The 13,293-nt window shown below is 70.3% G+C and carries 12 protein-coding genes; 9 read left to right on the top strand and 3 right to left on the bottom strand.

From position 1 onward, the window contains the following. Positions 1-17 precede the first annotated feature (17 nt). Together pknB and BW982_RS03735 are read right to left on the bottom strand one after the other, a co-directional pair. Positions 18-1,952: a Stk1 family PASTA domain-containing Ser/Thr kinase gene (gene pknB, locus BW982_RS03740; protein WP_076490717.1), complete on the bottom strand. Its 1,935-nt coding sequence runs from the start codon at positions 1,950-1,952 to the stop codon at positions 18-20. Positions 1,953-2,006: 54 nt separating this feature from the next. Next, a complete protein-coding gene (locus BW982_RS03735) occupies positions 2,007-2,996 on the bottom strand; it encodes a LysM peptidoglycan-binding domain-containing protein (RefSeq protein ID WP_076490716.1) in 990 nt (329 codons plus the stop codon). Positions 2,997-3,133: 137 nt separating this feature from the next. On the opposite strand from BW982_RS03735, the gene BW982_RS03730 reads away from it, so the two are divergent. Continuing rightward, positions 3,134-3,478 (top strand): Rv2175c family DNA-binding protein, encoded by a 345-nt coding sequence (locus BW982_RS03730; protein ID WP_076490715.1) that lies wholly within the window; start codon positions 3,134-3,136, stop codon positions 3,476-3,478. A gap of 19 nt (positions 3,479-3,497) precedes the next feature. On the opposite strand, the gene BW982_RS03725 is transcribed toward BW982_RS03730, so the two are convergent. After that, on the bottom strand, positions 3,498-4,589 hold the full coding sequence (locus tag BW982_RS03725) for a polyprenyl synthetase family protein (protein WP_076490714.1): 1,092 nt from the start codon (positions 4,587-4,589) through the stop codon (positions 3,498-3,500). A 64-nt stretch (positions 4,590-4,653) separates the two neighbouring features. Here BW982_RS03725 and BW982_RS03720 point away from each other — a divergent pair, with 64 nt between their 5' ends. From BW982_RS03720 to murD, 8 genes are all read left to right on the top strand, one after another. Continuing rightward, the gene (locus BW982_RS03720; RefSeq protein WP_076490713.1) at positions 4,654-5,040 is read left to right on the top strand and encodes a DUF3040 domain-containing protein; all 387 of its coding nucleotides are present in this window, start codon (positions 4,654-4,656) and stop codon (positions 5,038-5,040) included. A 276-nt stretch (positions 5,041-5,316) separates the two neighbouring features. Then, the gene (mraZ, locus tag BW982_RS03715; protein ID WP_076490712.1) at positions 5,317-5,748 is read left to right on the top strand and encodes a division/cell wall cluster transcriptional repressor MraZ; all 432 of its coding nucleotides are present in this window, start codon (positions 5,317-5,319) and stop codon (positions 5,746-5,748) included. Positions 5,749-5,844: 96 nt separating this feature from the next. Continuing rightward, entirely contained in the window at positions 5,845-6,798 is a 954-nt protein-coding gene (gene rsmH, locus BW982_RS03710) for a 16S rRNA (cytosine(1402)-N(4))-methyltransferase RsmH (protein WP_076490711.1), read from the top strand. Next, the gene (locus BW982_RS03705) at positions 6,795-7,397 is read left to right on the top strand and encodes a cell division protein FtsL (RefSeq protein ID WP_076490710.1); all 603 of its coding nucleotides are present in this window, start codon (positions 6,795-6,797) and stop codon (positions 7,395-7,397) included. Before rsmH ends, BW982_RS03705 begins: the two co-directional genes overlap by 4 nt. Positions 7,398-7,401: 4 nt before the next feature. Next, positions 7,402-9,198, top strand: coding sequence for a peptidoglycan D,D-transpeptidase FtsI family protein (locus BW982_RS03700; protein ID WP_076490709.1), 1,797 nt, complete (start codon positions 7,402-7,404; stop codon positions 9,196-9,198). 52 nt (positions 9,199-9,250) lie between these two features. Next, complete coding sequence (gene murF, locus BW982_RS03695; RefSeq protein WP_076490708.1) at positions 9,251-10,663, top strand: UDP-N-acetylmuramoyl-tripeptide--D-alanyl-D-alanine ligase; 1,413 nt, start codon at positions 9,251-9,253, stop codon at positions 10,661-10,663. Further along, positions 10,660-11,766: a phospho-N-acetylmuramoyl-pentapeptide-transferase gene (mraY, locus tag BW982_RS03690; RefSeq protein WP_076490707.1), complete on the top strand. Its 1,107-nt coding sequence runs from the start codon at positions 10,660-10,662 to the stop codon at positions 11,764-11,766. The genes murF and mraY overlap by 4 nt, the downstream gene beginning before the upstream one ends. Further along, positions 11,763-13,283 (top strand): UDP-N-acetylmuramoyl-L-alanine--D-glutamate ligase, encoded by a 1,521-nt coding sequence (gene murD, locus BW982_RS03685; protein ID WP_076490706.1) that lies wholly within the window; start codon positions 11,763-11,765, stop codon positions 13,281-13,283. The genes mraY and murD overlap by 4 nt, the downstream gene beginning before the upstream one ends. Positions 13,284-13,293 lie beyond the last annotated feature (10 nt).

Here is a 13,293-nt window from a genome sequence, read left to right as displayed (position 1 = left end):
CGGTGTTCTGCAACCGATCAGGCAGAGACGTTGAGCACGAGTGATATCTTCGTGCCCTTGACGACCTTCGAGTCGGCGGACGGGTTCTGGGACTGCACCTTGGTCAGCGCGTTCGGGAACAGGTCCCAGCTGGGGAGATAGTCCACGGTGAAGCCAGCCGCGGAAAGCGTCCCCTTGGCTTCATCGCGGGTCATCCCGACGACGTTCGGCACGGCGAACAGCTGGGGTCCGATCGACACGCGCAGGGTCACGGTGTCGCCGGGGCGCCAGTTGCCGCCACCGTCGCGGTCGCCGATGCCGATGACCGTTCCCGACGGAACAGAGTTGCTGTACTCCTCGGACGTCGTGGTCTGCAGCTGCGCCTCGCTCATCGCCTTCTCGGCCTGTGCGGTGGTGAGTCCCGCGACCTCCGGGATGGGGCCAAGCGAGGTGACGAGCGCGGCGGCGTCGCCTTCCCGCACGGTGCAGCCCTGGGTGCAGTCGACCGGATCGCCACCGGAGCGAGGGGTGATGCTCACCCCGAGCACGGTGCCCGCCCCCGCGTCGGTGAACTCCGACGTCGTTCCGGACACACCGATGTAGGCGGACGCGAGGATGCCGTCGACCTCGTCGGTGCTCTTGCCGGCGAGCGCGGGCAGGTCGTGCGAGGCCGGGCCGATCGAGACGTACACCGTGACCACGGTGCCCTTGTCGAGTCGGGCGTTCACGTCGGGGTCGGATCCGACCGTGGTGCCCGCGGGGATCTCCCGATCGTTCACCTCCTGCGGCTGGGCGGCCAGCTGTTGGTCGGCGAGGAGCGCTGCCGCGTCGTCGTAGCTCATGCGCGAGACGTCGGGCACGGCCACCAGCGACCCGGGACCGGAGCCGAACCACCATCCGGCGGTGCCGGCGCCGGCGGCGAGCATCAGCACGAGCGCGAACAGCCAGATCCCGCGGGTCGTGCGGCGACGTGTGCGCTGACGCAGTCGGGTGGCGTTGTCGACGTCGTCGGTGGGGGCGGACGGGGTGACCGCCGTCTGCGGGAGCACCTTGGTGAGTTCCCGGGACTCGGCGGCGCTGGCAGCCACCGTGCCGACGGCGACGGCGCGCGCGACCTGCGGCGCGAGACCCAATTCCTTCTCGATGTCGCGCAGGCGGGCCAGCATCGCACCGGCGTCCAGCGGACGCTCCGCGGGTTCGCGTTCGGTCGCCCACAGCACGAGCTCGTCGAGCTGCTCGGGGACGCCGGGGTTCTTCGCGCTCGGACGGGGAACGGAGTCGGTGGCGTGCTGGTAGGCGATCTGCATCGGCTGCTCGCCCTTGTAGGGCTGCTCGCCCACGAGCATCTCGTAGAGCATGATGCCGAGCGAGTAGATGTCGCTGCGCGCGTCCGCGGTGCCGCGGGTGACCAGTTCGGGCGCGAGGTAGGCGATCGTGCCCATCAGCTGCGCGCCGCTCGCGGTGTTGGCCGTCGTGGCGCGGGCGAGCCCGAAGTCGCCGATCTTGATGCGGCCGTCCTCGGCCAGCAGGACGTTCTCGGGTTTGACGTCGCGGTGGACGATGCCGGCCCGGTGGGCTGCCGCGAGCCCCGAGAGGATGGCATCCATGATCGTCAGGGTCTGATCGACCGTGAGGCGCTTGTGCTCGCGCAGGAGCTCCCGCAGGGTGATCCCGGGCAGGTACTCCATGACGAGGTACGCCATGTCGCCGTCCTGGCCCTGGTCGAAGACGTTGACCACGTGCGGATCAGACAGTCGCGCGGCCGACCGCGCCTCCTGGATGAACCGGCTCTGGAACACGGTGTCGTCGCTGAGGTGGCCGTGCATGACCTTGAGCGCGACCCGGCGCTCGAGGCGCAGGTCGGTCGCGACGTACACGGTCGCCATGCCACCGCGCGCGATGCGCGCGCGGACCCGGTACCGGCCGTCGACGAGACGGCCGATCAGCGGGTCGGCTTGCTGACTCGTGCTCACGTGTCGAGTCTACGGAGCGCCCCCTGGGAGCCCGGGGAGCGGCTCACCTTCGCATCAGCCGAGAACGGAGATCCAGGCGGTCGCGGGGGACTCCCACTGCGCGTAGCGATCGGGGTAGGCCGAGATCTGCACGGCCTGGGCGGCGTCGGCGTACGCCATGCCCTCCCAGCCCGGGATGTCCAGGAGGCCGCGCGTCGCGGTGCCGTTGGGGTCGGCGGCTCCGCCGTAGAACACGCGCGTCGCCCGTTCGCGGTCGAGGATCTGTTCCGGCGTGCCCCATCCGCTGCTCGGCCGCTGCTGGAAGAGACCGAGGGAGTCGCGGTCCCCCCAATCGAGATTCCGCAGCCACGACTCCTGCATGGCGGTGCCGAGGGCGATCGCGATACCGCGGTCCGAGACGCCCGACTCCCGACCGATGCGGATGATGAGCCGGGCGTTCTCCGACTGCTCGCCGTCGAGACCGGGGGCCGTCACCGGACCGGTGGATGCCACGACCTCGACGGGTACGGCGGCCGAAGGGATCTGCAGGATCTCGCCGGGGTAGATGATCGACGCGCGGGTGAGGCCGTTCGCGGCGAGGACGGCGTCGATGGAGACGCCGCCTGCCGAGGCGATCGCCGAGACGGTGTCGCCGGGGCGCACCTCGTGGGTCCGTCCGCTCGGTGCGGGGGCGGCGGTGGCCTCCTCCGTGGATGCGGGGGCCGCGGGGGCGGGCACGAGCGCGAGTACCTGTCCCGGCCGGATGATGCTGCTCGCGTCGAGGCCGTTCGCGGCGAGGACGCCGGCGGTGTCCAGCCCGTGCGCGCGGGCGATCGCCCAGACCGTGTCGCCGGGCTGAACGGTGTACGACACCGGAGTCGCGCTGGCGAGGACCGGCGCCCCGAACGTCCGCGGCGCGGGAGGCACGGGGGAGAGGGCGGGCGCCGGTGGGGCGGCGTGCGCGGCGTTCTCGCCGGACAGGGCGAGGGCGATCGTGCCGGCCACGGCCGCGGGCCAGATCGTGCGGCTCCGCGGGCGCGCGGACAGGGGAGGGAGTCGTCGCATGGTGGGGGATCCGTTCTTCCGACTGCCCGACACGGTCGCACGCGATGAGACGGATGTCAACGCGTGAGGTTCGTGTGATGAATGTGACGCGTGTGATTCGCATCCCTCGTCGGCCCGCGGGATGAGATAGTGGCAGGGTGACCGACACGCCCCGCTTCGCGACCGAATGGCTGACCCTTCCCGACCTCGTCGAGGTGCTCGGGGAGTCTCTCGGGCGCGTCCGCCGACTGTTGGACGACGGCTATCTGGTGGGCTCGCGGCGAGACGGCGTGCTGCGTGTGCCGTCGGTGTTCATCGTCGACGGCCGTCCGCTCCCGTCGCTGCGCGGCACGATCATCGTGCTCCACGACGTCGGTTTCGATGCCGACGAGACCATCGACTGGCTGCTCACGCCCGAGGAGACCATCGGAGTCGCGCCGATCGAGGCGCTCCTGGCCGGACGCAAGAGCGAAGTGCGCCGCGTGGCGGCCACGCTGGCGTGACCTCGAGCCGGCTCCGGCGTCAGGACGAGCGTCGGGTGGCCGCGCGGGCCAGCTCCCGGAGTTCGGCGACCGCCCCCGCGCCCAGGCGGGCACCCTCGAGCGCGTTCTCCGCCTGACGCTCGTACTCGGCGATGAGCTCCTCGGTGCGCGCCAGCGCTCCCGTGTCGACGATCGTCTGCTGCACGTCGCGGATGCGCTCGGCATCCAGGGTCCGATCGCCGAGGAGGGCGTCGAGCGCCGCGCGACGCTCGTCCGGCAGGGCGCGGCGGGCGAAGGCGACGAGCACGGTGCGCTTGCCCTCGCGCAGGTCGTCGCCGGAGGGCTTTCCCGTGACGGCACTGTCGCCGAAGACGCCCAGGACGTCATCGCGCAGTTGGAACGCCATCCCGATGTCGTGTCCGAAGCGGCCGAGCGCGTCGAGCTGGGCGGCGTCCGCGCCGGCCAGCGCCGCCCCGATCTGCAGCGGCTTCTGGATGCTGTAGCGCGCCGATTTGTACGAGGCGACCCGCAGGGCGCGGTCGGCGTGGACGTCGTCGGGGTGGACCGCGTACGCGGATTCCTCCGCGACGTCGAGGAACTGCCCGATGGTGACGTCCCGACGCATGTCGGCGTACTGTCGCCGGGTCGGTCCGGCCGTCGCGAGGCCCTCGAGGGACTCCTCGAGCAGGTCGTCGCTCCACGCGACGAGCAGATCTCCGAGCAGGATGGCCGCGGACCGGCCGAAAGCCTCGGAGTCGCCGGCCCAGCGCGCGTCCCGGTGCGCCGTCTGGAGGGCCCGGTGGGCCGCGGGCTGTCCGCGCCGCGTGTCCGAATTGTCGATGAGGTCGTCGTGCACGAGCGCCGCCGCCTGGAAGACCTCGAGGGCGGCAGCGACCCCGACGGCGGCGGTGTCCGGGGCTGTGGGGGCCTCCATCGTCACCTCGTCGACGGCCCGACGCCCGGTCAGCAGAAAACGCGCGCGGAGCCGCTTGCCGCCGCGCAGGGAAGAAGCCGCGGCGCGGGCCATCTTCTCGGCCTCGGATCCCAGTGTGGAGGCGTACGATATCTGTTCAGAAACGAACTTGTCGAGTCGCTGAGAAACGGCTTCGATCGGTTCCGGGGAGGTCGACACGGGCCTAGCCTAGTGATCCACACCCCGCGTAGAATCGAACGCACTGAGCAATAGAGGGGGACGCATGCCACTCTCCGAACAGGAGCAGCGTCTGCTGGACGAGATGGAACGCCATCTCATGAGCAACGACGCCGACGTCGTCACCGCCCCGACCCGCGCGCTCAGCTACCGCAACATCGTCCTCGGCTCGATCCTCGTGCTCGCCGGTCTCGGCGCCCTGATCGCCGGTGTGTCGATCGGTTTCAACACGGGCGTGCTCGGAATCGCGGTCGGCGTCGTCGGATTCCTCGTGATGGTCGGCGGCGTGGTCTTCGCCGTGACGCCCACGCGCAACTCTTCACGTCTCCCGTCGGCTCGCGCGAGCGCGGGTACCCGCGCTCCCCGCGCGACGGGCGGGTCCTTCATGGACCGCATGAACGATCGATGGGACCGCCGCAACGAAGGGCGCTGACCCCCTCCTCGCTCCACGAAAACACCGGCTCTTCGGAGCCGGTGTTTTTTTGTGCCCGCCGTGCCCTCCCTTTTCCTCCACTCGGGGGTCCGCGTGGCCGAGACCGTCACTGTCGTGCCGGAATCACGCGGATTCCGCCACCCCGCCGGCAAGGGGGGTCTGACCATACACGTGGCGGGTTCGCGGCGAAAGCCCCACATTTCGATAGCGAAGTGGAGGGCTGTGGAGTAAAGTGGGGGAAACTTCGCAGGCCGGACGAAGGGGGTGGACGCCCGAATGCTGCTCGGCACGCACACTCCCAAGCTCGACGACAAAGGGCGCGTCATCCTGCCCGCGAAGTTCCGTGACGATCTCGGCGCCGGAGTGGTGATCACCCGGGGGCAGGACCGCTGCCTCTACGTGTTCAGCACCGAGGAGTTCGAGCGCGTGCACGAGCGGATCCGCGAGGCGCCGCTCAGCAACAAGCAGGCCCGCGACTTCCTGCGCATGTTCCTCTCCGGGGCCAGCGCCGAGAAGCCCGACGGGCAGAACCGCATCACCGTCCCCCCGGCGCTGCGCGCCTACGCCGGCCTTGACCGCGAGCTGGTCGTCACCGGTGTCGGCGCCCACGCCGAGATCTGGGATGCCACGGCCTGGAACGCCTACGCCGAGAGCAACGAAGAGACCTACGCAGAGATGGAGCAGGAGGTGATTCCGGGACTGTTCTGATCGCCGGCTGTGATTCCCAGCCGCACGCCCTGACGCACTTCCCCGGCGCCAGGTCGAGCGGATGGGGATCAGAGCCGGCGACCTCCCCCCGTCATCATGGACATCCGCGACATCCACACCCCCGTCCTCCTCGAGCGCTGCGCCGAACTGCTCGGCCCCGCACTGCAGCGCGAGGGCTCCGTCTTCGTGGACGCGACGCTGGGCATGGGCGGTCACTCCGAGGCGTTCCTCGAGCGATTCCCGACGACCCGGCTCATCGGCCTGGACCGCGACACCGACGCCCTCCGCATCGCGGGGGAGCGGCTCGCGCGCTTCGCCGATCGCACGACGTTCGTGCACACGGTGTACGACGGCATCGCGGATGCCGTCGCCTCGGCGGGCGTCGACAAGGTCGACGGCATCCTGTTCGACCTGGGGGTGTCCTCGCTGCAGCTCGATGAGGCCGCACGCGGGTTCGCCTACGCGCAGGACGCCCCGCTCGACATGCGCATGGACCAGACGTCCGGCGTGACCGCGGCCGAGGTGCTCGCGACGTACGGCGAGGGCGACCTCCGCCGCATCTTCGAGCGGTACGGCGAAGAGAAGCTCGCCGGGCGCTACGCCCGCGCGATCATCGCCGCTCGGCAGCAGGCGCCGCTCGAGCGCTCCGGCCAGCTCGTCGATGTCCTGCAGGCGGCGACGCCGGCGGCGGTCCTGCGGGAGCGGCATCCCGCCAAGCGCGTCTTCCAAGCGCTGCGCATCGAGGTCAACGCCGAGCTGTCGGTGCTGGAGCGCGCGATCCCCGCGGCTCTGAGCGTGCTCGGCGTCGGCGGACGCATCGTCGTGCTGTCGTACCAGTCGCTCGAAGACCGCCTGGTCAAGCGCGTGTTCGCCGAGGCCTCGGCATCCACCGCCCCCCGCGGGCTGCCGGTCGAGCTGCCCGAGCACGCCCCCAAGTTCCGGCTGCTCGTGCGCGGTGCCGAACTCGCCGGCGACGAAGAACGCGCTGCCAATCCGCGTGCCACCCCCGTGCGTCTGCGCGCGGCCGAGAGGATCCAGGAGGACGCATGAGCGCTCCCCAGACCATCGACGCGGCCTTCCTGCCGGAGTTCCCCGTCCCGGTGCGCGAGCCCCGGCGACTGCACGTGGTCGACGCTCCCGCCCGACGCCGCGTGCCCCGGCGCGCCTTCGGCGTGATCGCGGTGCTGGGTGCGGTGATGATCGCGCTGGTGCAGATGGGGCTGTCGATCCTCACGACGCAGAGCTCGTTCGAGATCGCCAGCCTCACTCAGCAGCAGAGGGATCTGACGTATCAGAAGCAGATCCTGTACGACGAGGTCGCAGGCCTGAACTCCCCTCAGTACCTCGCCGCGAACGCCGCCGCGCTCGGCATGGTCATCGACGAGACGCCGACCTACCTGCGACTGAGCGACGGCGCCGTGATCGGCGCCGGCAAACCGGCTGAGGGCGCATCCTCCGTGGACGCGATCGGCCGGGGATCGGTCCGCAACGCCCTCATCTCGGGCGTGCCCCTCGTGACCGACCCGCAGAAGGCCGCGGGGCCCGCCGCCGCCACGGACGCTGCACCCGCCGACGCAACGGCCCCGACGACCGGTTCCGCGACACCCCCACCGATCAGCGACGGTCTGCCGACGCCCGCGACACGATAAGCCCATGACGACGACGCTCTCCCGCTCTCCGCGACGTCGCACGGTGGTGGCCCTGTCGGTCGTGCTGATCGTGCTCATCGCCTTCGTCGTCCGACTGGTCGACATCCAGGTCGTGAACGCCCGCGAGCACGTGGACGATTCGCTGGCCATGGGGTTGCAGAACTCCCGCGTCGAGTACGCCTCGCGGGGGTCGATCGTCGACGAGAACGGCGTGACGCTCGCCTCGAGCGTGCACCGGTACGACGTCCAGGTCGACCCGATGCTCGCCGCCCAGGGACTGGTCTCGCGCGACGACGACGGCACGACCCGCGTCGAGGCGACCTGGACCGATCTCGCGGCCAAGATCGCCGGTGTCCTCGACGAGGATCCCGCCGCGGTCGAGAAGGTCGTCACGGATGCCGTGGCCGCCGACCCGGGCTCGCGCTACGCGCTCATCGCCAAGGACGTCTCGACCGAGCAGTACCGTGCCCTCGCCGACCTCGGCCTCCCGTTCCTGGTGTTCCCGCCCAAGGCGGGTCGGGTGTACCCCGACGGCGCGGTGGGCGGGAACCTGCTTGGTTTCGTCGGCGGCGACGGCCAGGCGCTCGCGGGGCTCGAGCTCGCCGACAACGACTGCCTCTCCTCGCAGGACGGCAAGGTCGTGTTCCAGCAGGGACGCGACGGCGTCGTGCTGCCCGGGACCGAGGTCCAGACCGAGCCCGCCGTCGACGGCGGAACGCTCAAGCTCACGATCGACCGCGACCTCCAGTGGTACATGGGGCAGCTGATCGCCGAGCAGGTGCAGAACACCGGCGCGGTCCGCGGGGCCATCACGGTCGTCGAGGCCAAGACGGGCAAGGTCCGCGCCCTCGCCGAGTATCCGACCGTCGACCCGAACGACCCGACCGCGACCCCGGCAGAGGAACGCGGCAGCTGGGCGTTCACCGACCCCAACGAGCCGGGCTCGACCTTCAAGGCGCTCACCGCCGCGATCGGACTGGAGAGCGGGGCGTTCACCCAGGACACCACCGTCACGGCGTCTTCGAGCGAGACGCTCCGCGGCGGCGCCCGGGTCACCGACGCCTTCGCGCACGGCGCGAACAACTACACCCTGACGGGCGTGCTCATCGATTCTTCGAACGTGGGCATCTCGAAGTTCGCCGAGATGATCCCCGCCCAGACGCGATACGACTATCTGCAGAAGTTCGGCATCGGGTCGACCACCGCGATCGATTTCCCCGGCGAGTCCGAGGGCATCCTGCACCCCGTGGGCGACTGGGGGGACCAGACCTTCTACAACACCTCCTTCGGGCAGGGGCTCGCCGTGACGATCCCGCAGCTCGTCGGGGCGTACCAGACGATCGCGAACGGGGGAGTGCGCCTGCCGCTCTCGCTCGTCGAGAGTTGCACCGCCGCGGACGGCACCGTCACCGACGTGCCCTCCGCCGAGGGGCAGCGTGTGGTCTCGGCGGACACCGCGTCGAAGGTGTCGCAGATGCTGGAGAACGTCGCGACGCAGGGTGCGCTCGCCTCCCAGGTGGCCATCCCCGGCTACCGCATCGCGATCAAGACCGGTACCGGTGAGAAGACCGACCCCACCACCGGCGCGTACAAGCCCGACGCGTACTTCACCACGATGATCGGCTTCGCGCCCGCGGACGACCCGCAGTACATCGTCTCGGTCAACCTCGACGAACCGCGGACGGTAAAATCGTCCGCGGCCGCGGCTCCCGCCTTCCAGAAGGCACTCACCCAGGTGCTCAAGAACTACCGGGTGATCCCGTCCGGCACCACTTCCCCCGAACTGCCCAAGTTCGGCTGACACGCCGGATGCCGGTCTCCTCCCGACACGGAAAGGGCGTCCGTACACAGCAATGATCTCCACCAGCCTCTCCCACATCGCCTCCGTGCTCGACGGACGTCTCGTGCTCCGCGGCGACCACACCCCCGACACCCTCGTCAGCGGAATGGTCGACACCGATTCGCGGCTCATCGAACCCGGGGGGATCTTCGTCGCCAAGCCCGGAGAGATCACCGACGGTCACCTCTTCCTCCCCGCGGCGATCGAGCGGGGGGCGGTCCTGGCCGTGGTCGAGCGTGAGCTCGACGACGCGATCACCCAGGTCGTCGTCGCCGACGTGGTCGATGCCCTCGCCGCCCTCGCGCGCGACGTCGTCGCGCGCGTGCGCGAGACCGGCGACCTCCGCATCGTCGGCATCACCGGCTCCAACGGCAAGACGACGACGAAGAACCTGCTGGCGCGCATCCTCGAGGACGAAGGTCCCACCATCGCTCCGCGCGCCTCGTTCAACAACGAGGTCGGTGCGCCGCTGACCATGCTGCGCGTGGCCGACGACACCCGGTTCCTCGTGAGCGAGTTCGGCGCCAGCGCACCGGGGGCCATCGCCCGCCTCGCCGGTCTCGTCACGCCCGACATCGGTGTGGTGCTCATGGTCGGGATGGCGCACGCCGGAGGCTTCGGCGGGATCGAGTCGACCTTCCACGCCAAGAGCGAGCTCGTACGCGCGACCCGCGAGGGCGGCCTCGCCGTCCTCAACGTCGACGACCCCCGTGTCGCGGCGATGGAACCGATCGCCCGCGAACGCGGACAGGACGTGCGCTGGTTCGGCCGGGGCGAACGCGCCCACGTGCGTGCCGTCGACGTGGAGGTCTCGGCATCCGGGACCCGCGCCGATCTCGTCGTCGACGGCGTGGAGCACACCCTGACGCTGCGGGTGCTCGGCGAGCACCACGTCATGAACGCCCTCGCGGCGATCGCCGCCGCCACGGCCCTGGGCGTGACCGCCGCCGACGCCATCGCGCGCCTGTCGACCGTCGAGATCGCGGAGCGCTGGCGCATGCAGCCGATGGGCTCCGACCGTGTGCGCATCATCAACGACGCCTACAACGCCAGCCCCGACTCGATGGCCGCGGCCCTGCGCACGCTCGCCCAGATCACCGGCCCCGAGGAGCGCACGGTCGCGGTGCTCGGCGCCATGAGCGAGCTCGGCGAGTACGCCGACGAGGAGCACGACCGCGTCGGCCTCCTCGCCGTGCGGCTGCGCATCCAGCGGATCGTCGTCATCGGACAGGACGCGCGCCGCATGTTCCTCGAGGCCATCGCGCAGGGGTCGTGGGACGGCGAGGCCGTCTTCTTCCCGGACGCCGACTCCGCCTACGACTACCTGATGGGCGAGTTGCGCGACGGCGATCGCGTGCTGGTGAAGTCCTCCAACTCCGCCGGGCTGCGGTTCCTCGGCGACCGTCTGGGAGAATCGTTCGCGTGAGATCACTTCTGACATCGGCGGGGATCTCTCTGGCCTTCACGCTCTTCCTCACTCCGGTGTTCCTGCGGGGCTTCCGGAAGTGGGGCTGGGGACAGGTCATCCGCACGCCCGAGAACGTGCACAACCCCTCGCACGGCGCAAAACGCGGCACGCCCACGATGGGCGGGACGATCTTCATCCTCGGCACCATCGTCGGGTACTTCATCGGGGCGTATGCGGGCAACAACCCGCCGACGGTATCGGGCCTGCTGGTGCTGTGGCTCATGCTGGGCTTCGGCGTCGTCGGATTCATCGACGACTACATGAAGGTCCGTTTCCAGAACAGCCTGGGGCTGTCCGGATGGCGCAAGATCGCCGGGCAGGTCATCGTCACTGTCCCGTTCGCGATCGTGGCCCTCAACTTCCCGAACGCGTTCGGACAGACCCCCGCGTCGGAGTACGTCTCGATCTTCCGGGACATCCAGGTGCTGTCGCTCTTCGCCCTCGGACCGATCGTCGGATGGCTGCTGTACCTGGCGTGGATCTCGCTGATCGGCACAGCGGCATCCAATTCGGTCAACGTCGCCGACGGACTCGACGGTCTCGCGGCCGGCTCGGGCATCTTCGTCGTGGGCGCCTACAGCCTGATGGCGTTCTGGCAGAACAAGCAGATGTGCGCCGACGTGCTCGAGCCCGCGGTCCAGGCCGGATGCTACGCCGTCCGCGATCCGTTCGATCTCGCGATCGTCTCGGCGTCGTTCGTGGGCGCCCTCGTCGGGTTCCTCTGGTGGAACGCCCCCAAGGCGCGGGTCTTCATGGGCGACTGCGGCTCGATGGCGATCGGGGGAGTGATCGCCGCGATGGCGATCCTGACCCGCACCGAGCTCCTCCTCGTCCTCATCGCCGGTGTGTACGTGATCGCGTCCGGATCGGTGATCCTGCAGAGGATCTACTTCAAGGTCACGCGCGGCCGACGCCTCTTCCTCATGAGCCCGTTGCACCACCACCTCGAGATGCGCGGGTGGCCCGAGGTGACGATCGTCGTGCGCATGTGGATCATCGCGGGCCTGCTCGCGGTCTCGGGCGTCGGCTTCTTCTACGTCGAATGGCTGGCCCGGGTATGAGCGCGGAGCGGGTGGCATCCCTGCACAGCTGGTACGCCGAATGGCGCGGCCTGAAGGTCGTCGTCCTGGGGCTGTCGGTGACCGGCTTCTCCGCCGCCGACACGCTCGCGGAACTCGGCGCCGAAGTGCTCGTCGTCACCGAGAGAGCCGATCCCGAGTACGCACGCCTGCTGCCGGTCATCGGTGCGGAACTGCACGTGGGGCCGCTCGCCACCGTGCCCGACGCACTCGCGGGCTTCGGGCCCGACGTCGTGATCGCGTCGCCCGGCTTCCCGCCGTCGCACCCGATCATCGCCTGGGCGCAGGACAGCGGCATCCCCCTGTGGGGCGACGTCGAGCTGGCCTGGCGCGTGCGCGACAAGGTCGTGCGGCCCGACGGGCGTCCGGCGGATTGGATCCTCATCACGGGGACCAACGGCAAGACCACGACCACGCGTCTGACCGCCGAGATGCTCGTCGCCGGCGGGCTGCGCGCCGTCCCGGTCGGCAACATCGGCACGCCGGTGCTCGACGCGGTCCGCGATCCGAACGGCTTCGACGTGCTCGTCGTGGAGCTGTCGAGTCATCAGCTCTGGTACCTCAACCTCCAGACCGGCCCGGAAGCGCTCTCCCCGCACGCCGCGGTCTGCCTCAACCTCGCCGACGATCACCTCGAGTGGCACGGGAGCTTCGCGGCGTACCGCGACGCGAAGGCCGGTGTGTACGCCCGCACGCGGGTGGCCTGCGTCTACAACAAGGCCGACGTCGCCACGCGCGAGATGGTGGAAGAGGCCGAGGTCGTGGACGGCGCACGGGCCATCGGCTTCGACCTCGGCGTCCCGGGTCCGAGCGATCTCGGCGTCGTGGACGGCATCCTGGTCGACCGCGCGTTCCTCGAGGAGCGCGCGACCTCGGCGCTCGAGCTGACGACGGTCGCCGACCTCGCCGAACAGGGGCTCTCCGCCCCGCACGTCGTGTCGAACATCCTCGCGGCGTCCGCCCTCGCCCGTTCCCTGGGCGTGGCTCCCGGCGACATCCACGACGCCCTCGATCGTTTCCGGCTGGATCCCCACCGCATTCAGGTCGTCGCGTCGCACCGCGGGGTCACCTGGGTCGACGACTCCAAGGCGACGAATCCGCACGCCGCCGGATCGTCGTTGGCGGCGTACCCCGGCGCGGTCTGGGTGGTCGGCGGGCTCCTGAAGGGCGTCGACGTCGCCGATCTCGTGCGGGCGCGAGGGGCGGCGACGCGGGCCGCGATCGTGATCGGCACCGAGCGCGCCGAGATCGTCGCCGCGTTCGAGCGACACGCCCCGACGGTTCCGCTGTTCGAGGTGGACCACACCGAGACTGAAGACGTCATGGCACGGGTCGTCGAACTGGCGGCCGGCCTCGCCCGGGACGGAGACACCGTGCTCCTGGCCCCCGCGGCGGCGTCGTTCGATCAGTTCGTCTCCTACTCCGATCGCGGCGAGCGTTTCGCCCACGCGGTGCGGGAGTGGATCGCGGGCCAGGACGCCGGATCGGACCGACCGTAGGACGAGGGGA

Source organism: Microbacterium sp. RURRCA19A (genome assembly GCF_900156455.1).
Taxonomy (GTDB): Bacteria; Actinomycetota; Actinomycetes; order Actinomycetales; family Microbacteriaceae; genus Microbacterium.
The sequence above is the reverse complement of the archived record's forward strand: the minus strand, read 5'-3'. Positions and strand labels throughout refer to the sequence as shown.

Excerpts from the sequence above, each read along its gene's own strand:
- murF (WP_076490708.1), top strand. The coding sequence starts at position 9,251 with ATGATCTCCACCAGCCTCTCCCACATCGCCTCCGTGCTCGACGGACGT.
- BW982_RS03705 (WP_076490710.1), top strand. The coding sequence starts at position 6,795 with ATGAGCGCTCCCCAGACCATCGACGCGGCCTTCCTGCCGGAGTTCCCC.
- mraZ (WP_076490712.1), top strand. The coding sequence starts at position 5,317 with ATGCTGCTCGGCACGCACACTCCCAAGCTCGACGACAAAGGGCGCGTC.
- BW982_RS03720 (WP_076490713.1), top strand. The coding sequence starts at position 4,654 with ATGCCACTCTCCGAACAGGAGCAGCGTCTGCTGGACGAGATGGAACGC.
- BW982_RS03735 (WP_076490716.1), bottom strand. The coding sequence starts at position 2,996 with ATGCGACGACTCCCTCCCCTGTCCGCGCGCCCGCGGAGCCGCACGATC.
- rsmH (WP_076490711.1), top strand. The coding sequence starts at position 5,845 with ATGGACATCCGCGACATCCACACCCCCGTCCTCCTCGAGCGCTGCGCC.
- murD (WP_076490706.1), top strand. The coding sequence starts at position 11,763 with ATGAGCGCGGAGCGGGTGGCATCCCTGCACAGCTGGTACGCCGAATGG.
- BW982_RS03700 (WP_076490709.1), top strand. The coding sequence starts at position 7,402 with ATGACGACGACGCTCTCCCGCTCTCCGCGACGTCGCACGGTGGTGGCC.